At 71.4% G+C, this 17,489-nt stretch carries 22 protein-coding genes and 1 tRNA gene; 11 read left to right on the top strand and 12 right to left on the bottom strand.

Annotated elements, in window-relative coordinates; translation table 11 throughout:
- Window positions 1-131: 131 nt before the first annotated feature.
- Window positions 132-1,337: an ROK family protein gene (locus tag AB0M43_RS23515; RefSeq protein WP_363727895.1), complete on the top strand. Its 1,206-nt coding sequence runs from the start codon at window positions 132-134 to the stop codon at window positions 1,335-1,337.
- A 41-nt stretch (window positions 1,338-1,378) separates the two neighbouring features.
- On the opposite strand, the gene AB0M43_RS23510 is transcribed toward AB0M43_RS23515, so the two are convergent.
- The 5 genes from AB0M43_RS23510 to AB0M43_RS23490 all read right to left on the bottom strand — a co-directional run bounded on the left by AB0M43_RS23510 (window position 1,379) and on the right by AB0M43_RS23490 (window position 6,846).
- Entirely contained in the window at window positions 1,379-2,245 is an 867-nt protein-coding gene (locus tag AB0M43_RS23510) for a GDSL-type esterase/lipase family protein (RefSeq protein WP_363727894.1), read from the bottom strand.
- Window positions 2,246-2,322: 77 nt separating this feature from the next.
- Entirely contained in the window at window positions 2,323-3,537 is a 1,215-nt protein-coding gene (locus tag AB0M43_RS23505; protein ID WP_363727893.1) for an Ig-like domain-containing protein, read from the bottom strand.
- 388 nt (window positions 3,538-3,925) lie between these two features.
- Window positions 3,926-4,624: a YcnI family protein gene (locus AB0M43_RS23500; protein WP_363727892.1), complete on the bottom strand. Its 699-nt coding sequence runs from the start codon at window positions 4,622-4,624 to the stop codon at window positions 3,926-3,928.
- A gap of 18 nt (window positions 4,625-4,642) precedes the next feature.
- On the bottom strand, window positions 4,643-6,253 hold the full coding sequence (locus tag AB0M43_RS23495) for a copper resistance protein CopC (protein WP_363727891.1): 1,611 nt from the start codon (window positions 6,251-6,253) through the stop codon (window positions 4,643-4,645).
- Window positions 6,250-6,846: a zf-HC2 domain-containing protein gene (locus AB0M43_RS23490; protein WP_363727890.1), complete on the bottom strand. Its 597-nt coding sequence runs from the start codon at window positions 6,844-6,846 to the stop codon at window positions 6,250-6,252. The genes AB0M43_RS23495 and AB0M43_RS23490 overlap by 4 nt, the downstream gene beginning before the upstream one ends.
- A 68-nt stretch (window positions 6,847-6,914) precedes the next feature.
- On the opposite strand from AB0M43_RS23490, the gene AB0M43_RS23485 reads away from it, so the two are divergent.
- The 9 genes from AB0M43_RS23485 to AB0M43_RS23445 all read left to right on the top strand — a co-directional run bounded on the left by AB0M43_RS23485 (window position 6,915) and on the right by AB0M43_RS23445 (window position 11,744).
- A complete protein-coding gene (locus AB0M43_RS23485) occupies window positions 6,915-7,442 on the top strand; it encodes a sigma-70 family RNA polymerase sigma factor (RefSeq protein ID WP_363727889.1) in 528 nt (175 codons plus the stop codon).
- A 49-nt stretch (window positions 7,443-7,491) separates the two neighbouring features.
- Window positions 7,492-8,019, top strand: coding sequence for a MauE/DoxX family redox-associated membrane protein (locus AB0M43_RS23480; protein ID WP_363727888.1), 528 nt, complete (start codon window positions 7,492-7,494; stop codon window positions 8,017-8,019).
- Entirely contained in the window at window positions 8,019-8,762 is a 744-nt protein-coding gene (locus AB0M43_RS23475; RefSeq protein WP_363727887.1) for a thioredoxin domain-containing protein, read from the top strand. Before AB0M43_RS23480 ends, AB0M43_RS23475 begins: the two co-directional genes overlap by 1 nt.
- 4 nt (window positions 8,763-8,766) lie before the next feature.
- Window positions 8,767-9,810, top strand: coding sequence for a hypothetical protein (locus AB0M43_RS23470; RefSeq protein ID WP_363727886.1), 1,044 nt, complete (start codon window positions 8,767-8,769; stop codon window positions 9,808-9,810).
- 158 nt (window positions 9,811-9,968) lie between these two features.
- The gene (gene bcp, locus AB0M43_RS23465) at window positions 9,969-10,442 is read left to right on the top strand and encodes a thioredoxin-dependent thiol peroxidase (RefSeq protein WP_363727885.1); all 474 of its coding nucleotides are present in this window, start codon (window positions 9,969-9,971) and stop codon (window positions 10,440-10,442) included.
- Between the two features lie 45 nt (window positions 10,443-10,487).
- Window positions 10,488-10,907: a PLD nuclease N-terminal domain-containing protein gene (locus AB0M43_RS23460; protein ID WP_363727884.1), complete on the top strand. Its 420-nt coding sequence runs from the start codon at window positions 10,488-10,490 to the stop codon at window positions 10,905-10,907.
- Window positions 10,907-11,065, top strand: coding sequence for a hypothetical protein (locus tag AB0M43_RS23455; RefSeq protein WP_363727883.1), 159 nt, complete (start codon window positions 10,907-10,909; stop codon window positions 11,063-11,065). The genes AB0M43_RS23460 and AB0M43_RS23455 overlap by 1 nt, the downstream gene beginning before the upstream one ends.
- 31 nt (window positions 11,066-11,096) lie before the next feature.
- Window positions 11,097-11,660: an HNH endonuclease gene (locus AB0M43_RS23450; RefSeq protein WP_363727882.1), complete on the top strand. Its 564-nt coding sequence runs from the start codon at window positions 11,097-11,099 to the stop codon at window positions 11,658-11,660.
- Between the two features lie 11 nt (window positions 11,661-11,671).
- Window positions 11,672-11,744, top strand: a tRNA-Leu gene (locus tag AB0M43_RS23445).
- Between the two features lie 74 nt (window positions 11,745-11,818).
- On the opposite strand, the gene rdgB is transcribed toward AB0M43_RS23445, so the two are convergent.
- The 4 genes from rdgB to murI are packed head-to-tail and all read right to left on the bottom strand — an operon-like array spanning window position 11,819 to window position 14,761.
- On the bottom strand, window positions 11,819-12,412 hold the full coding sequence (gene rdgB / locus AB0M43_RS23440) for an RdgB/HAM1 family non-canonical purine NTP pyrophosphatase (protein ID WP_363728030.1): 594 nt from the start codon (window positions 12,410-12,412) through the stop codon (window positions 11,819-11,821).
- Between the two features lie 55 nt (window positions 12,413-12,467).
- The gene (gene rph, locus AB0M43_RS23435) at window positions 12,468-13,214 is read right to left on the bottom strand and encodes a ribonuclease PH (RefSeq protein ID WP_363727881.1); all 747 of its coding nucleotides are present in this window, start codon (window positions 13,212-13,214) and stop codon (window positions 12,468-12,470) included.
- A 21-nt stretch (window positions 13,215-13,235) separates the two neighbouring features.
- Window positions 13,236-13,982, bottom strand: a complete 747-nt coding sequence (locus AB0M43_RS23430; protein WP_363727880.1) for an MBL fold metallo-hydrolase — start codon at window positions 13,980-13,982, stop codon at window positions 13,236-13,238.
- Window positions 13,979-14,761: a glutamate racemase gene (gene murI, locus AB0M43_RS23425; RefSeq protein ID WP_363727879.1), complete on the bottom strand. Its 783-nt coding sequence runs from the start codon at window positions 14,759-14,761 to the stop codon at window positions 13,979-13,981. The genes AB0M43_RS23430 and murI overlap by 4 nt, the downstream gene beginning before the upstream one ends.
- Before the next feature lie 217 nt (window positions 14,762-14,978).
- Here murI and AB0M43_RS23420 point away from each other — a divergent pair, with 217 nt between their 5' ends.
- A complete protein-coding gene (locus tag AB0M43_RS23420; RefSeq protein ID WP_363727878.1) occupies window positions 14,979-15,419 on the top strand; it encodes a hypothetical protein in 441 nt (146 codons plus the stop codon).
- 103 nt (window positions 15,420-15,522) lie between these two features.
- Here AB0M43_RS23420 and AB0M43_RS23415 read toward each other — a convergent pair whose 3' ends face one another.
- The 3 genes from AB0M43_RS23415 to AB0M43_RS23405 form a co-directional block, all read right to left on the bottom strand.
- Window positions 15,523-16,473: a cysteine synthase gene (locus AB0M43_RS23415; RefSeq protein WP_363727877.1), complete on the bottom strand. Its 951-nt coding sequence runs from the start codon at window positions 16,471-16,473 to the stop codon at window positions 15,523-15,525.
- Between the two features lie 102 nt (window positions 16,474-16,575).
- Window positions 16,576-16,935 (bottom strand): MoaD/ThiS family protein, encoded by a 360-nt coding sequence (locus AB0M43_RS23410; RefSeq protein WP_363727876.1) that lies wholly within the window; start codon window positions 16,933-16,935, stop codon window positions 16,576-16,578.
- A 55-nt stretch (window positions 16,936-16,990) separates the two neighbouring features.
- Window positions 16,991-17,485 carry a M67 family metallopeptidase gene (locus AB0M43_RS23405; RefSeq protein ID WP_363727875.1) on the bottom strand — a complete coding sequence of 165 codons (495 nt, stop codon included), beginning with the start codon at window positions 17,483-17,485 and terminating at the stop codon, window positions 16,991-16,993.
- Window positions 17,486-17,489 lie beyond the last annotated feature (4 nt).

Genomic DNA, 17,489 nt, shown 5'->3' with positions numbered 1-17,489 from the left:
CCGATCACTCACCAGTGGGGCTATGGAATCTTACGGACCCCGGTGGACCTGCGGGGCGGCGTCCCCTGTCTGATCACAGCTGGCTGTCCGAGCTATGCACCGATAGGTATGTTTCCGGTACGTTGACAGGCGTGGACGAGCAGTTGGGCGGCGACCTTACCCGGCTTCGACAGCTCAACGCGCTCAATGTGATCCGGGCGCTCCGGGGCCAACCGGCACAGGTCGTCAGCGACCTGGTCCGGCGTACCGGGCTGTCCCGGCCCTCGTGCGAGGACCTGCTCGGGGTGCTCCTGGACCAGGGCTGGGCCGCCGTCGAGCCGCCCGCCCAGGGTGGCCTGGGCCGCCCCGCCCGGCGGTACCGGTTCCGGGCCGAGGCCGGCGTGGTGCTCGGCCTCGACATCGGGGCGTACCACGTCCGGGCCGCGCTCGGTGACCTCAACGGCACCGTCCTGGCCACCGCGCACCGCCAGGTCGAACCCGAGTGGTCCGCCGCCGACCGGTTGGCCGCCGCCGACGCCGCCGCCGCCGCGTGCCTCGCCTCGACCGGGCACATGGCCGCCGACCTGTGGACCGTGGCCGCCGGGGTGACGGGCCTGGTGGACCGGGCCGGGAACATCGTGCTGTCCGGTTCGATCCCCGACTGGGCCGGTACCCCGCTGATCGCGCACCTCGGCGAGCGGTACGCGTGCCCGGTCCTCGTCCAGAACGACTGCAAGCTCGGCGCGCTCGCCGAACGGGTCCGGGGCGTGGCCGCCGGGGTCCGCGACGTCGTCTACCTGCACGCCGGCCGGCGGACCGCCGCGTCGATGCTGCTCAACGGCGCGCTGTACCACGGCCACTCCGGGGCGACCGGCGAGATCGGCACCCTGGCGGTCACCCGGTGGGACGACGCCGCTCCGAAGCTGCTCGCGTGCCCCGTGGTGCCGGCGGGCACCCCGACCGACGAGATCGGCCGGCTGGTGTTCGCCGCCGCGCGGGCCGGGGACGCGACGGCGGTGGCCGCGGTGCGGCAGTACACGAAAGACCTGGCGGTCGGGGCGGCGGCGCTGGTGCTGACCCTCGACCCCGAACTGGTCGTCCTCGGCGGCGGTTTCTCGCAGTCCGGGGACGTGATCGCCGAACCGCTGCACCGGGCGCTGTCCCGGCTGTGCCTGCGGATGCCCCGGCTGGAGGTGTCCACCCTCGGCGCGGAGTCGGTGACCCTGGGCGCGGTGAGCTACGCCATCGAGCACCTGGACCGGCTGCTGTTCTCCGCCGAGTCGGCCGGGCTGCCGGTGCCGCTGCCGCCCCGCCGGGAGCACGTGTCGGTGCCGGGCGAGGCGGTCGGCGCCGTCTGAGGCGGTGCGCCACGGGCCTGGCCGGGCGCTACCGGGTGCGGTCAGGCGTAGGGCCCGGCCTTCCAGGTGACCTCCGCCAGCACCTGCTGCCCGCTCGCGTTCGGGTGGAAGAAGTCGATCGGCGACAGGTGCTTGACCTCGAACCGGTACCGGTGCACGGCGCCCCCGTCGTAGTCGCACAGCCGCCCGTACTTCGAGCAGGCCGCCGACAGCGCCGTGTCGTACGCGGTCACCCGGTCGCGCACCTCGCCCCGGCGTTTGCGGTCCGCCGCCGCGTCCGAGGTGGGGTTGGCCAGCATGCTCGGGCACACGCCCCGGTTCCAGACCCGTACGACGGTGTCGTTGGCGTGCCCGACGTCCCACAGCCGGTACAGGTCGGGGACGCTGGCCACGAACACCTTCGCCGTGGGCAGGCCGGCCTTCAGGATCCGGAGCGCCTCGTCGATCTGGGCCCGGAAGTCGGCGGCGCTGGTCATCTCGGCGGCGGTCGGCCGGCAGGCGTCGTTGGCCCCGACCAGCACCGTCACGTACTCCGCGCGGGTGTCCACCGCTGCGCGGGCCTGCGCGGCCAGCCCGGATGCCCGCGCGCCGACCACGGCCAGGTTCGTGGCGTGGCCGGTGATCGCCGGGTTCAGGGCCCTGAGCCGCTGGTAGTGGGTGCCGCCCCGGTCGCTGTCGCCCGTGGACCACGAGTTGCGCGGGCACGGCTGCGGGAGCAGGCAGGACGCGTACGCCACGGTGATCGAGTCGCCGATCGCCGTGATCGAGTTGGGCAGCCCCTTGGCGGTCTTCGTAGGGCCGGGCCGGGTCTGCGTGGGGCCGGGACCCGGGCCGGGGTCTCCCCCGGACTGGCAGGCGATGGCCACAAGGGACGCGACCACGACGAGGATGACGCTCCAGCGGCGCATGCGTCCAGAATAGGGCCAACCGGTCGTGCCGCGACAGGGCCGCCGTCAGCCCACTGCGCCTAGTTGGCCCACTGCGCCTAGTTGGCCCACTGCGCCCACGGAATGACCCAGTCGCCCAGACCGTCGCGGGGATCGAGCACCCGGGGGCCGTTCTTGACGTCCACGATGTCGCCGGCGTTGAAGTTCTCGAAGAACCACTGGGCGTTGCCCGGGCCGACGTTGATGCAGCCGTGCGAGTCGTTGACCTTGCCGAGGCGGCCGAGGTCCCAGTCGCGCAGGTGCACGTACTCACCGGCGGAGGAGATCCGGACCGCGAACCCGATCTTGCTGTCGTACGCGTCGGGGCCGGTCGTCGGGCCGCCGTAGCTCGCGGAGGTCATCCGGACCTCACGGTCCTTCGTGGTCACCACGTGCGGGCCGGTCCGCGTCCAGTAGTCGATCGTGTTGTTGCCGACCTGGACCGTGCCGCCCTTGCCGAGGCTGACGGGGAACTCCTTGACCATCGCGCCGTCGAAGAAGACCTGCATCTTCTTCGACACCGAGTCGGCGACGGCGATCTTCGACGGGCCGATGTCGAAGGCGACGGACTTGTCGTCCTGGCCGTAGAGCCCGTTGCCGAGGTCCACGCCGTGCACCTTGGCGGTGACGGTGACCTTGGTGCCGGGCTTCCAGTACTCCTGGGGGCGCCAGTGCAGCTCCTGGTCGTCGAACCAGCGCCACGCGCCCACGGTCTCGGGGCTGGTCGTGACGGTGAGCGCGGCCTGGGCCTTCTTCCGGTCCGGGATCCGCTCGTCGAACCGCACGACGATCGGCTGGCCGACGCCGAACGTGCCGGGGGCGCCGGGGGTGAAGTACGGCAGGGTCTGGTTGTTCGGCTTGATCGTGGTGAAGCTGCTGGTCGCCTCGGCCTTCTTGCCGCTGGTGCTGACGGCGGTGGCCTTCACGGTGTACGACTTCTGGTAGCCGAGCGGCTCGCCGAGTGTCCACGTGGTCTTGTCGGCGGACAGCTCGCCCTTGACGACCTTGCCGGCCTCGTTGGTGAGCACGACCTCGTCGAGGGTGCCGCGTTCGACCTTGACGGTGACGGAGGCGGGGTTGGCGTCCCTGGCCCCGTTCGCCGGGGTGATGGTGATCGCCGCCTCGGACGTCGGGGTGGGGGTGCCACCGGACTCGGCCTTCACGCCCTCCGGTTTGCCGGTCTTCTTCTCGTCCGAGCCACAGGCCGCGAGAAGGGGCAGCGCGGCGACTCCGGCTATCGCGCCGAGTACTCCGCGTCGCGACCGGTCCGACATCTGGGCCACCTCTCATCACCGGGAACAGTCAATGAACCAGCGTCCCCCGCCGCTCGACACCACGGCAACCCACCGGCTCGTGACATTAAACGCTGTGACCGGCATGGATGGTTGCACGTAGTCCGAATGTTCCAGTGAAGAGAGTTTTACGACGCACAGAGAGTCCGACTATGGGGTACATAGCAAGATTTGCCTGAAAAATATAGGTCTGGTGAGTTTTCGTCACCAGGAATAGCGTTGTGCACACGAAGGGTGACTGCACCTCCGGTCGAGAAAGGAGTGACGGCCCACACCCGACGTCGAGGCCGCCGGGAGACTCCCCGCCCGGCACGGCGAGGCCCCGCGCGGGATGTCGCGCGGGGCCTCCACTGCCAGAACTCGACGGGTACTACGAGGTCGCGCGCCGGCTCCGCGCGAACGCCGCCGCGCCCAGCCCCAGGCCCAGCAGCCCGGCCACCGCGCCGGTGATCGCCAGCGGCAGGGTCGCCTTGTTCTCGGAGGCGGCCGTCTCGGTCTTCTTCGCGGCCGGGGCCGGGGACGCGTCGGCGGCGACCAGCTTCAGGACCGGCGCGGGCTTGCCCGGCTCCTCCGTACCCGTCTTCTCCTCGATCCACCGGACGATGGTGCCGTCGGAGTAGGTCTGCAGGGCCTTGAACACCATCTGGTCGGCCTTCGGCAGGCCGCCCAGCGACACCGGGAACTCCAGGTACTGGCCCGGCTTGATCCCGTCCTCGGCGGTGTTCGCCGTCCACGTGATCTTCGTGACCGCCTCGGTGATCTTCCGGCCGTGCGACTCCAGCGGGGTCGCCAGCTTCGTCTTCTCCGTCTCGACCTTCCAGCCGGGTACCGGCATCGTGCGCACCGAGGACAGCGGCTGCGACTCGGGCAGGGTCACCTCGAGCTTCACAGTGGACGCGGTCTCGCTCTCGTTGGGGACCCGGAACACGGCGCGGGCCGTACCCCCCTGCTTGTTGGTGGTGCCCGCGTCGATCGTGACGTGCGCGGCCGCGGGGCCGGCCAGGGCCACGACGCCGACGACCGCCACGCCGAGTACGACGAGGAGCTTCCGTCCGAGGACACTGCGCATGAGGGGGACCCTTTCGGTCTACTTGATCTGCACCGTCTGGCTGACGGTCGCCTGGTCGATGTCGGACACCCGGAGCGTGAAGCGCAGCTCCCAGGTCCCCGCGGTCGGCAGCGTGAGCTCCCCGACCGCGTGGTCATCGGTGAGTTGGAGCACGGGCACCTCGATCGGCGCGATCTCCTTCGACGGCATGCCGACCGTGACCTGCCACTCCAGGACCTTGATCGGCTTGCCGTCGGGGGTGAACGCGTACATGTGCATCGAGTTGTTGCCGACCGACCCCGGTTCCAGTTCCACCTGGAGCCGGAAGATGTTGCTGTTCAACGTCGCCGAGACCGGCAGGTTCGCGCTCGCCGACGGCAGGGCGGCCTCGGTGCGGGCCGGGGTCTGCTGGACCAGGAACGCGGTGACCGCCAGGATCACGGCCGTGACCGCCAGCTCGCCGAACACCAGCCGGCGCACCCTCGGCTCCCCGGCCAGCACCTTGCGCCGGGCCAGGGACGCGGCGCCCAGCACGATCGCCAGCAGCACCGCCTTGACGATCAGCAGCTGGCCGTACCGGGTGTTGAACAGCGCCGGCAACGTACCGACCTCGATCAGCGCCTGGGCCACGCCCGCCACGACCAGCGCGGTGACCGCCCAGCCGGCCCAGCGGGACCACACCGGCAACAGGGCGCGCAGTTCCGTCTCGTTGCCCCTCGGCAGCAGGTGCAGGGCCAGGCCCACCAGGCCGCCCAGCCAGACGGCCATCGCGAGCAGGTGCACCAGGTCCACGGCCACCGTCAGCGGCGGAGCGGGCGAGGCGCTCGGGTGGCCGGCCAGGGGCCAGGTGAGGGCGGCGACGAACGCCAGTACCCCCAGGATGACCTGGTCGCTCTGGGTGTTCTTCGCGGCCAGCACGCGGCGCAGCAGCGGGATCGCGGCGGCCAGGATGGCGAGGCGCGCCAGGCCGGTGAAGCCGAACCGGCTGGACAGCACCTCCGACAGGTCCGCCCCCGACACCCCGAACAGCGAACCGCCGGTGACATAGGGGGCCTGGAGATACAGCGCCAGGACCGTGCCGCCGGCCAGCAGGCCCACGCCCGTCCAGACCAGCTTCCCCGGCCGGGACAGCCGGGCCGGCCACAGGCCGACCATCAGCAGCACCGGGCCGATCACGAGCAGCAGGCCGGCGTAGCCCGCGAACCGGGACACCGGCAGCAGCGCCCGCACCACCGGATCCACCTCGGCGCCCTGACCGCCCGACACCCCGGGGGCCGTCGTCGACGGGGCCTCGATCGAGAACGCGAAACCGCCGGACACCGGATGGCTGTCGTCGGAGATGATCCGGTACGAGACCAGGTACGTGCCCCGGCCCGCGCCCTCGCGCAGCGGGATGGACACCTGCGCGCCGTCCACCGCCGGCTCGCCCCGGTCGGCGCGCTTGCCGTCCGGGCCGATGATCCGCAGCTGGCCGGGGACGGCCGTGACAGGTTCCGTGAAGTACAGCGTCACCTGACGCGGGGCCTGGGCCACGATCGAACCCGAGGGCGGGTCGGTCCGTTGCAGGCCGGCGTGCGCGCTGGCGGGCGCCGCCGGCAGGAGCAGCAGCCCCGCCACCAGCGCGACGATGAAGAGTGCCGATTTTCTCACGGTGTGACCGTAGCGGGACGGGACCCGCCACGTACCGAGGAGCGGCCCAGAGCCCACAGCAACCCGGCCTGGACGAGCGCCACCAGGTGCCCCGTCTCGTGCGCCAGGGCCGTGGAGTCGTTGAGCACGTCCATGCCGCTCGTCAGGGCCAGGCAGCCGGCGAGCACCGCCGCGACCGGCACGAACGCCCGGGCCCGGGACGGCTGCCACGCCGCGAGCAGGAAGCCCACGGCCAGCGCGATGTCGAACGAGGCCATCTCCCGGCTCGCGTGCGGCCCCGAACCGCCGTCCAGGAGCACCGGCAGGGCCAGCAGCAGCTGGATCACCGCCGCCGCGCCCACCGCGAACCGGAGGATCTGCCACCGGGCCTTCCGGGCCGCCCGCTCGTCCTCCGCCACCGCGGCCAGCACCCGGGCCGTCAGGTCCGGCGGGGTCGCCGTCCAGATCAGGTCCGGCAGCCGGAGCGCCTGGACCTTCCACGTCCGGCAGGCCGCGCAGCCCGACAGATGAGCCTCGGTCGCCTGCACCGAGAGCTCCGCCACCTCACCGTCGAAGAGCGCCGACAGCGCCGCCCGGACCTCACCACACGTCATGTCCCTCTAGTCGGTTCCGGGCCCTCTCCAGTTCCCGTGACGTGGGCCACTCCCGTATTGTCAGCTTCGTGAATCCCGCTCCCGACTCCGCGACGCAGTGGGCGCTCGCGGCCCGGGACGGCGACCCGGTGGCGCAGGCGGCCCTGGTCCGCGAGACCCAGTCCGACGTGTGGCGGCTGTGCGCCAGCCTCGCCGACGCGGGCGTGGCCGACGACCTGACCCAGGAGACGTACCTGCGGGCGTTCAAGGCCCTCGCCCGGTTCGAGGCCCGCTCCACGGTGCGGACCTGGCTGCTCGGCATCGCCCGCCGGGTGTGCGTGGACCACATCCGGGTCATCGTGCGGCAGCGGCGCGCGGACAACGCGTTCGACGAGCCGGCGCACCAGCCCGACCCCGCCGGGCGGGTCAGCGGGCAGGACCTGCTGGAGCGGCTGCCGGCCGACCGGCGGAGCGCGTTCGTGCTCACCCAGGTGCTCGGGTTGTCGTATGCCGAGGCCGCTGACATCGAATCCGTACCTATTGGGACAATCAGATCACGGGTCGCACGGGCCCGGGCAGATCTGGTCGAGGCGGTAGAGACAGCCCTCACCAGCTGAGTCGGAACCAACCGCAGAGGCGGTGCGACTAATGGGCGTGGGAATCGACATGTCAGAGCCACGAACGGCCGCTCCCGGCCGGCGTCGGCACGTCACGAAAGTGATCAGCACCCTGGCCAGGCTCGGCCTCGCCGGGGTGTGGCTGGTCGCGGGGGGTTCCAAGGTCGCGGACCTCGGCAGCTCCGTACGGGCGGTGAACGCCTACGAACTCCTCCCCAACGGCGCGGCCCAGATCGTCGGGTCGGCGCTGCCGTTCGTCGAGATCATGGTCGGCCTGTTGCTGCTCGCCGGGCTCTTCACCAGGGCCGCGGCGATCCTGTCGGCGGGGCTGCTCGTGATGTTCATCTTCGGCATCGCCACCGCGTGGGCCCGCGGGCTCCAGATCGACTGCGGCTGCTTCGGCGGCGGCGGGGCGCTGGCCGCCGGCGAGTCGCCCACATACTTTTGGGAGACTTTGAGGGATATAGGGTTTCTGGCCGGGGCCGGATTCCTGATCCTCCGGCCGCATACCTGGCTCTCCCTCGACGGGGTGCTTCTGGGTGGCCCGTCGGGGCCCGAAACGAGCAAGGGACAATAGTGAGCAGAAGAGTTGAGCAGAAGACGGCCGCCCGGGTCGTCCGCGAACAGATCGCCAAGGAGGACCGGCGCCGCCGCGTGATGTGGACCGCCATCGGCGTCACGCTCGCCGTGCTGGTCGCCGGCGCGATCGGGTACGGCGTCTGGCAGGCCCAGCAGCCGACCCAGTTCAACGTGCCGGCCACCGCCACCGAGAAGCAGGACGGCATGGTCATCCCGGGCACGACCGGGAAGGCCAAGGTCGAGATCTACCTCGACTACCAGTGCCCCGCCTGCAAGCAGGTCGAGGACGCCATCACGCCGACCGTCGACCAGTGGATCAAGGAGAACAAGATCACACTGGTGTACCACCCGGTCGCCATCCTCGACCAGTTCTCGGCGCCCAACCAGTACTCCACCAGGACGTCCTCCGCCGCCGGGTGCGCCGCCGACGGGGGCAAGCTCTACGAGTTCAGCAAGCAGCTCTTCGCCCGCCAGCCCGCCGAGAACACCGGCGGCCTCCCCGACGACGACATCATCGCCGCCGGGGGCGACGCCGGGCTGATCGACCCCGCGTTCGCGCGGTGCGTGCGGGACGGCACCTACAAGGGCTGGGCCAAGAAGCTCACCGACGACTTCACCAAGCGCGGCCTCAAGGGCACCCCGACCCTGTTCGTCAACGACGTCGAGGTCGTCGCGGACAAGGGCAAGGGCGACACCAGCGTCGTCGACGCCCTCAAGCGCATGGTGACTGACGTTAAATAGCCATGTGAAGGTATGGCGGGCGCTGCTCGCGGGAATCGTGGCCGGGTTGGCAGTCGCCAGCCCGGCCTCCGCGCATCCACAGGACGCCCCCGGCGCCAGCGACTACCGCACCACGGTCACCGGCATCAGCCCCGCGCTGCCCGGCCTCACCATCCGCACCGCCGACGCCGGGGCCAGCCTCGAACTCCGCTACGACGGGCCGGCCACCGTCGAGGTGCTCGGCTACTCCGGCGAGCCCTACCTGAGCGTCGGGCCCGGCGGGGTGCGGCAGAACACCCGATCCCCCGCCAGCTACCTCAACGAGACGCTGCGCGGCGGCACCGAGGGCGGCGACGCCGGGGCCGCACCCGAATGGAAACTCCTGTCCAGCACGCCCGTCGTGCGGTGGCACGACCACCGGGCGCACTGGATGGGACCCCAGCCGCCGATCACGGTCCGCGAGCCCGATCGGCCACACCGGCTCCGGGAGTGGTCCATCCCGCTGCGGGAGGGGGTACGGGAGTTCCGCGTCACCGGGACCCTCGACTGGGCGCCCCGGCCGGGTACGTGGGGGTGGTGGGGCGGGGTGGTGCTCCTCGGGCTCGGGGTGGCGGTGCTGGGCGGGTGGCGGGTGGGCTCGCCGGGCGCGTCGGCTGGGAGCCGCCCGGATCCGTGGGCGGCGCTGGTGCGGCGGGGATGGTTCGTGGCGCCGCTGCTGGGCGTACTCGCCGGAGGGTTGTCGCTCTTCGACTCCGTCGGGCGGGTGCTCGACGCCGGGACGTTCCAACGCGAGGACCTGTGGGGGTTCGCGGCCGGCGGGGCGATGCTGGCCGCAGCCGGGTACGCGCTGCTGCGCCGGCCCGCCGCCGACTTCGCGCTCGGGCTGGGCGGCGCGGCGCTCGCCCTGCTCTGCGGGTTCTCCCGGGCGGCGGTGTTCCAGCACGCCATCGCGCCCGTACCGTGGAACGGGTTGTATGCCCGGATCTGTGTCGCCGCGTGCCTCGGGGTCGGACTCGGGCTCGCGGCCGCCGCCGCGCACCGGCTCCGGCGGGCGGCACCGGCCGACTGAGGCGGACCGCACCGCCGACCGGGTCGGATCGGCTGAGGCGGGTCTGGCCGCCGTTCGCCCGCGGTCCGAGGCGGGGCGGGCGCCGGCTGAGGCGGGTCGGCCGGCGGGTCCGGCCCGGGCGTCCGGGGCGTGTCGGAGGGGCGGGATATGGTCGGTTCATGACTGAGAAGCTCACGCCCGGCGACGTCGCGCCCGACTTCACCCTGCCCACCGCCGACGGCGGCCAGCTCGCCCTCAAGGACCTGCGCGGCCGCAAGGTCGTCCTCTACGCCTACCCGGCCGCGATGACCCCCGGCTGCACCAAGCAGGCGTGCGACTTCCGCGACTCGCTCGCCTCGCTGCAGGCCCAGGGCTACGAGGTCGTCGGCATCTCCCCCGACAAGCCGGAGAAGCTGGCCAAGTTCGTCGAGCGCGACGCGATTACGTTCCCGCTGGTCTCCGACGTGGACAAGAGCGTCCTGGACTCCTACGCGGCGTACGGCGAGAAGATGAACTACGGCAAGGTCAGCATGGGCGTGATCCGGTCCACGTTCGTGATCGACGAGGAGGGCAACATCGAGCACGCCTTCTACAACGTCAAGGCCACCGGCCACGTGGCGAAGCTCCGCCGCGACCTCGGTCTGGACCAGTAGTGTCCCGGGGCTGCGGCGACAGAGCCGATCAGGGATGATGCCGCCGTGGCCCGCATCTACGCACTCCTCGTCGTCCTCGACATCATCCTCCTGGTGTACGCGACGATCGACTGCATCACGACCCCCCAGGACGAGGTCCGCAACCTGCCCAAGGTCGCGTGGATCCTGCTGATCCTGCTGTTCTCCCCGATCGGCTGGATCGCCTGGTTCGTGGCCGGCCGGCCGTCGTCCGGGCTGACCTCCCGGGCGGCCGGCTCCTCGCACCCGGCCGGCACCGGGCTGCGGCCCGGCGGCGTGGCCCCGGGGCGGCCCCGACAGGTGGCGCCGGACGACGATCCCGAGTTCCTGGAGGGGTTGGCGAAGCAGAACCGGGACGACGAGAAGCTGCTGAAGGACTGGGAGGCGGATCTCCGGCGGCGCGAGGAGGAGCTCCGCAAGAAGAAGGACGAACCCGAGGAGTCCTGATGGACGCCACCTGCGCCCGCACCGGACACGACGAGATCAGCGTCTCCCCGGACGGCTGGCGGACGCCGGAGGAGCTTCACCCGCTCCGGAGCCCGCAGAACGCGCGCAGGCTGCTCGTCTCCATCAGTCGGCTGGAGAGCAGGTCGGACGAGTCCTGAATTGTCGGGGGGTGCGGCTAGCGTCCCCGCCATGGAGAACTCGCGTCCACGATGGAGCCGGGTGACCTATACCCGGGAAATGCTTGAGAAGGCCGTCGCCGAGTCGGTCAGTGTGATGGGCGTGATGCGCGCGCTGGGGATACGCCTGACAGGTGGAAGTCACGCCCACCTGAAGCGCCGCATCACCCGCGAGGGGATCGACATCTCGCACTTCACAGGCAGCAACCACAATCGGGGCAAGAAGTCGGTCTACCGACTCAGCGCGCAGCAGATCCTGATCGTGCGAAGGTCCGACCAGAGCCGCGCGAAACCCGAGAAGCTTCGCCGGGCGATGCTCGAATCGGGGCTGCCGCATGCCTGCGCCGAGTGCGGAAACCCGGGAGAATGGCAGGGCCGGCCGCTGACCCTACATGTGGATCACATCAGCGCGGATTTCGCCGACTGCCGGCTGGAGAACCTGCGCTTCCTCTGCCCGAACTGTCACAGCCAGACGCCGACCTACGCGGGCAAGGGCAAGCGGAAACGGACAGGCGACCACCCGACAGAGCCTGTGAGCCCGGCCGTAGACTCGGGGATCACAGCGGAGATTTCGTAACCGTATGTGAGGGGGCCGTAGCCCAGCGGTAGAGGCACACGGTTTAGGTCCGTGACAGGGTGGGTTCGAATCCCATCGGCCCTACGTGATCGCGGCGGGGTCGGCTTCTACGAGCCGGCCCCGTCCACGTCCCCCTCAGGTGCGCGGCACCGCTCTCGTCAGACCCCGGGCAGGTCCGCGATCAGGGTCGCCAGCTCGCGGAACGCCTGGCCCCGGTGGCTGATCGCGTCCTTCGCCTCCGGCGTCAGCTCCGCGCTCGTCACGTCGTGCCCGTCCGGCACGAAGATCGGGTCGTACCCGAACCCGCCCGTCCCGCGCGGCTCCCGGATGATCGTGCCCCGCATCTCGCCGAGGACGACGTGCTCCTCCCCCGAGGGCAGCACCAGGGCGGCGGCGCAGACGAAGCCCCCGGCGCGGTACTCGTCGGGGACGTCGCCGAGCTGGCCCAGCAGGAGCTGGAGGTTCGCCAGGTCGTCGCCGTGCTTCCCGGACCAGCGGGCGCTGAACACGCCCGGCATGCCGTTGAGGGCGTCGACCGCGAGGCCGGAGTCGTCGGCGACGCAGGCCAGGCCGGAGGCGCGGGCCCCGTCGCGGGCCTTGAGCAGCGCGTTCTCCTCGAAGGTGAGGCCGGACTCGACGGTCTCCGGGAAGTCGGGCACGTCGTCGAGGCCGACGATGTCGAGGTCGGTCATGATCCGACGCAGCTCGGTGATCTTCTTGGCGTTGCGGGACGCGAGGAGCAACCTCATCAGCGGACCTTCTTCGAGGACGCGGTGGCCTACCGGCCAGGATCGGACGGGGACGGGGTCAGGCCAGGCGGACCGCTTCGGCGCCCCGGGCGGCCTGCTGGAGCAGCGTGAGCTCGGCGCACCCGGCGACCCCCAGGTCGAGCAGCGCGTTGAGCTGGTCGCGGTTGAAGACGCCGTCCTCGCCGGTGCCCTGGACCTCGACGAACTGGCCGTCGCCGGTGCAGACGATGTTCATGTCGACCTCGGCGTTGACGTCCTCGGCGTAGCTCAGGTCGAGGCGGGCCTCGCCCTTGATGACGCCGACGCTGACGGCCGAGACGGAGCGGTGCAGGGCCTTGGCGGGGCTGGCGGCGAGCTTGTGCCGGGCGGCGAGCCAGTCGACGGCGTCGGCCAGGGCGACGTAGGCCCCGGTGATCGCGGCGGTGCGGGTGCCGCCGTCGGCCTGCAGGACGTCGCAGTCGAGGACGATGGAGTTCTCGCCGAGGGCCTTGAGGTCCAGGCAGGCGCGGAGGCTGCGGCCGATGAGGCGGGAGATCTCGTGGGTACGCCCGCCGATCTTGCCCTTGACGCTCTCCCGGTCGCTGCGGGTGTTGGTGGCGCGGGGCAGCATCGAGTACTCGGCGGTGATCCAGCCGAGGCCGGAGCCGCGCCGCCAGCGGGGCACGCCGTCGGTGACGCTGGCGGTGCAGAGCACCCGGGTGTCGCCGAACTCGACGAGGACGGAGCCCTCGGGGTGGCGGGACCAGCCGCGGGTGATGTTCACGGGGCGGAGGTCTGCGGCCGTGCGGCCATCGGGGCGTGACATCCCCCGAGCTTATCGGGCCGCTCAGATCTCGTAGACCGAGCCGGAGCGGACGATGTCGAGGGGGCCGGAGTACGCGCCGCGGACCTCCCGGAGGGTCTGCTCCTCGTCCCCCCACGCCGCGACGAGGTGCGTGAGGAGGAGCAGCTTCACCCCGGCCTGGGTGGCGTGTTCCCCGGCGTCCTTGCCCGTGAGGTGCAGGTGCGGCGGGTTGTCGGCGCCCTCCAGGTAGCTGGCCTCGCAGAGCAGCGCGTCGGCGCCCTGGGCGAGCTTGAGCAGGGCGTCGCAGGGGCCGGTGTCGGACGAGTACGCGAGGCTGCGGCCGTCGTGGTTGATCCGGAGCCCGAAGGTCTCGACGGGGTGGTCCATGAGCTCCGTGGTGACCCGGAACGGGCCGAGGTCGAACTCGCCCGGGGTGAGCTCGTGGAAGTCGTACACGTCGTCGAGGGGTGCCTCGGTGCGGTCGTACACGTCGTGCAGGCGCTGGGCGACGCCCGTGGGGCCGTACAGCGGGAGGGTGGGGAGTTTGCCGGTCGGACAGTAGCGCCGGGCCACGACGTAGGAGGCGGCGTCGAGCATGTGGTCGGGGTGCAGGTGGGTCAGGATGACCGCGTCGACCGCGTACATGTCGCCGAGGCGTTGCAGGGCGCCGAGGGTGCCGGTGCCGAAGTCGATGAGGAGCCGGAAGCCGGCCGCCTCCAGGAGGTAGCCCGAACAGGGCGACTGGGGGCCGGGGAAGCTGCCCGCGCAGCCCAGAACGGTGAGCTTCATGACGAGACCTCAATATTCCCGAGGAACCGGCCGGCCAGCTTGGTGAAGGCGGCAGCATCGCCTGTGGTCGTGAAGGTGTGCCGCGGCGCGGGCGCGTCGGTCGGCCGCAGCAGGTCACGTTCGGTGAGGATTCTGTACAGATCGCGCGCCGTCTCGTCGGCGCTGGACACCAGGGTCACGCCGTCGCCCATCACGAGGCCGAGCATGCCGGCCAGGAGCGGGTAGTGGGTGCAGCCGAGGACGAGGGTGTCGACCCCGGCGCGTTCGAGGGGTTCGAGGTAGCCCTGGGCGAGGCCGAGGAGTTGGCGGCCGGTGGTGACGCCGCGCTCGACGAAGTCCACGAACGCGGGGGCGGCGACGGTGTGCACGGTGACGTGCGGGGCGGCGCCGAACGCGTCCTCGTACGCCTTGCTGTTCGCGGTGGCGGTCGTGCACACCACACCGATCTGGCCGTTGCGGGTGGCCGTGACAGCTCGTCGCACGGCGGGGCGGATCACCTCGATGACCGGCACCGGGTAGCGCTCCCGGGCGTCGTGCAGGCAGGCGGCCGACGCGGAGTTGCACGCGATCACGAGGGCCTTGACGCCCTCGTCCACGAGCCGGTCGAGGCAGTCCAGCGCGTACCGCCGGACGTCGGCGATGGGCTTGGGGCCGTACGGCACGTGGGCCGTGTCGCCGAGATAGCGAAGCTCCTCATGCGGGAGCGCCTCAAGGACTGCTCGGGCGACCGTGAGCCCCCCGACCCCCGAGTCGAAAATGCCGATGGGCGCGTCCGTCACGCTGCGCAGCCTACGCTGTGAGAGCCGCCCTGCCAGCCGATCTCCTGTCAGATGTCGCGAAGGTGACATCGAGCGGCTTCGGGGCGGAGTTCGCGGCGGCGGTCCGGGTGTGCCGTTCGTACCCGCCCCGGTACCGGAGACCCGCAGCTAGGGGGATACTGCGCTATTCGTGGGTCGTGTGTCGGGCGGCCGCTGGGATACGGAAGAATGGTGCAGCGTGAGCAGTGACACTGAACGCTACGAGCAGGATCCCGCCGCCGGTTTCGGTTCCGCCCTCGGTCTGGCGGACGCCGACGCGCCGCGGGCCGACCCGAACGCCTCGTTCCGCACCCGGCTCGCCGCGGCCGTGAGCAGCGACAGCCGGCGGGGCGAGCGGGACTTCACGGCCCCGCCCCCGCAGCGGATCCTGGCGGCCGTCTCGGTGTGGGCGTTCGTGCTGGCCCTGGGCGGCATCGTGGTCGGGATCTCGGCGCTGGTCCGGATCATCGCGGGCGCGCCCGGCTGGTTCGAGCCGGTGATCATCCTGGTCGGGATCGTCGGGATGGCCTTCACGGTCGCGGGGTTCGCGACGGTGCGCAGGCCGATGATCCCGTGGGCGGTGCTGGGCGCGGGCACGCTGACGCTGATCGTGGGCGCGGTCATGACGGCCTCGGCGTAGCGACCCCGAGCACCGGACCAGATCACACCCTCAAGAGCATCAGAGGGTTACGCCGACCGACCGGCCCGGCTTCTGGAGGCACTGCCCCGCACCTCCCCGGGCGTCACGCCCAGAGCTGCCCCTCCAGAGCCGCCTCGGCGTCGGCGAGCGTCCCGCCGTACGCGCCCGTGGACAGGTACTTCCAGCCGCCGTCGGCCACGATGAACGCCACGTCGGCCTCCTGGCCGGCCCGGGCCGCCTCGTGCGCCACGGCGAGCGCGGCGTGCAGCACGGCCCCGGTGGAGAAGCCGGCGAACAGCCCCTCGACCTCGACGAGCTGACGGGTACGCAGGACGGCGTCCTGGGTGCCGACGGAGAACCGGCGGGTGAGGACCGAGGCGTCGTACAGCTCGGGGACGTAGCCCTCGTCGATGTTGCGCAGGCCGTAGACGAGCTCGCCGTACCGGGGCTCGGCGGCGATGACCTGGATGCCCTCGACCTTCTCCCGGAGGTAGCGGCCGATGCCCATCAGGGTGCCCGTCGTGCCGAGCCCGGCGACGAGGTGCGTGATGGTGGGCAGGTCGCGGAGCAGTTCCGGGCCGGTGGTCTCGTAGTGGGCGCGGGCGTTGGCCTCGTTGCCGTACTGGTAGAGCATCACCCAGTCGGGATGCTCCCCTGCGAGGACCTTGGCCTTGGCGACGGCCTGGTTGGAGCCCCCGGCGGCGGGCGAGAAGATGATCTCCGCCCCGTACATCCGGAGCAGGTCGACGCGCTCGGAGGACACGTTCTCGGGGAGGACGCAGACCAGCCGGTACCCCCGGAGCTTGGCGACCATGGCCAACGCGATGCCGGTGTTGCCGCTGGTGGGCTCCAGCAGGGTGTCGCCGGGCTTGAGCCGGCCGGACTCCTCGGCCGCGCGCACCATGTGCAGGGCCGCGCGGTCCTTGATGCTGCCGGTGGGGTTGCGGTCTTCCAGCTTGGCCCACAGGCGCACCTGGGGGGACGGCGACAGGCGGGGTAACCCGACAAGCGGCGTGTCCCCGCAGGCGGCCAGCAGCGAGTCGTATCTCGCCATGACAAGTCCTCTGGGAGGTGGGATGCTTCCGGCCGGGCCCTGACGGGCCCGGCCGGAAGCCACGATAAAAGACTCCGGCCCCGGAAAAGGCCAGAACGGGGTCTAGTGCCCCGCGAGAACCTGCCCACGCAGCGCCAGGTCGGCGCCACCCGTCCACCCGAGGGCGGCCAGCGCCGCGAACCCGAACGCCCCACCGGCGACCGCCGGCAGGATGGTGACCGAGTCGCCGTCGGCGACCTTGGTGTCCAGGGAGCCGGTGAACCGGACGTCCTCGTCGTTGACGTAGATGTTGACGAACCGGTGCAGGCCGCCGTCGTCGGTGATCAGCCGGCCGCGCAGGCCGTTGAACTGGCCGTCGAGGTCGGTGAGCAGCTCGGCGAGCGTGCTGCCCGCGCCGCTGACGGCCTTCTCGCCGTTGGTGTAGGACCGGAGAATGGTGGGGATTCGGACTTCGATTGCCATGGTCGGAGTGCTCCTGTGAACGAGGGTTGATCAGGGACTGGAGACGAACCGCCTCTTAACAGTCGTAGACCACCGTCGTCGGCGTCTGCCCGAACATGTACGTCTGCACAGCGTCGGAATCGGCGCTGGTCCGTTCCGCGTCGGAGTCGACGACCTGGATCGGCTCCTCGGTGACCACCTGGTCAACGATGCGGAACGACCGCAGCTCCGTCTCGTCGTCCGCCCGGGTGGAGACGAGCACGTAGTGGGCGCCCGGCTCGGCGGCGAGGTTGATGTCGGTGCGGGACGGATACGCCTCGGTGGCGGTGTGCGAGTGGTAGATGACGACGGGCTCCTCGTCCCGGTCGTCCATCTCGCGCCACACCCGGAGCTGCTCCATCGAGTCGAAGCGGTAGAAGGTCGTGGACCGTTCCGCGTTCGCCATCGGGATGTGTCTGGCCGGTTTGTCCGATCCGGCCGGGCCTGCCACGACACCGCACGCCTCGTCCGGGTGGTCCCGGCGCGCGTGGGCGACGATCGCGTCGGCGATCGCACGGTCGATGGTCAGCACTGCG

The sequence above is a fragment of the Longispora sp. NPDC051575 genome (assembly GCF_040681875.1).
In the GTDB taxonomy this organism is placed as follows: domain Bacteria; phylum Actinomycetota; class Actinomycetes; order Mycobacteriales; family Micromonosporaceae; genus Longispora.
This window is presented reverse-complemented; position numbering and strand designations above follow the sequence as displayed.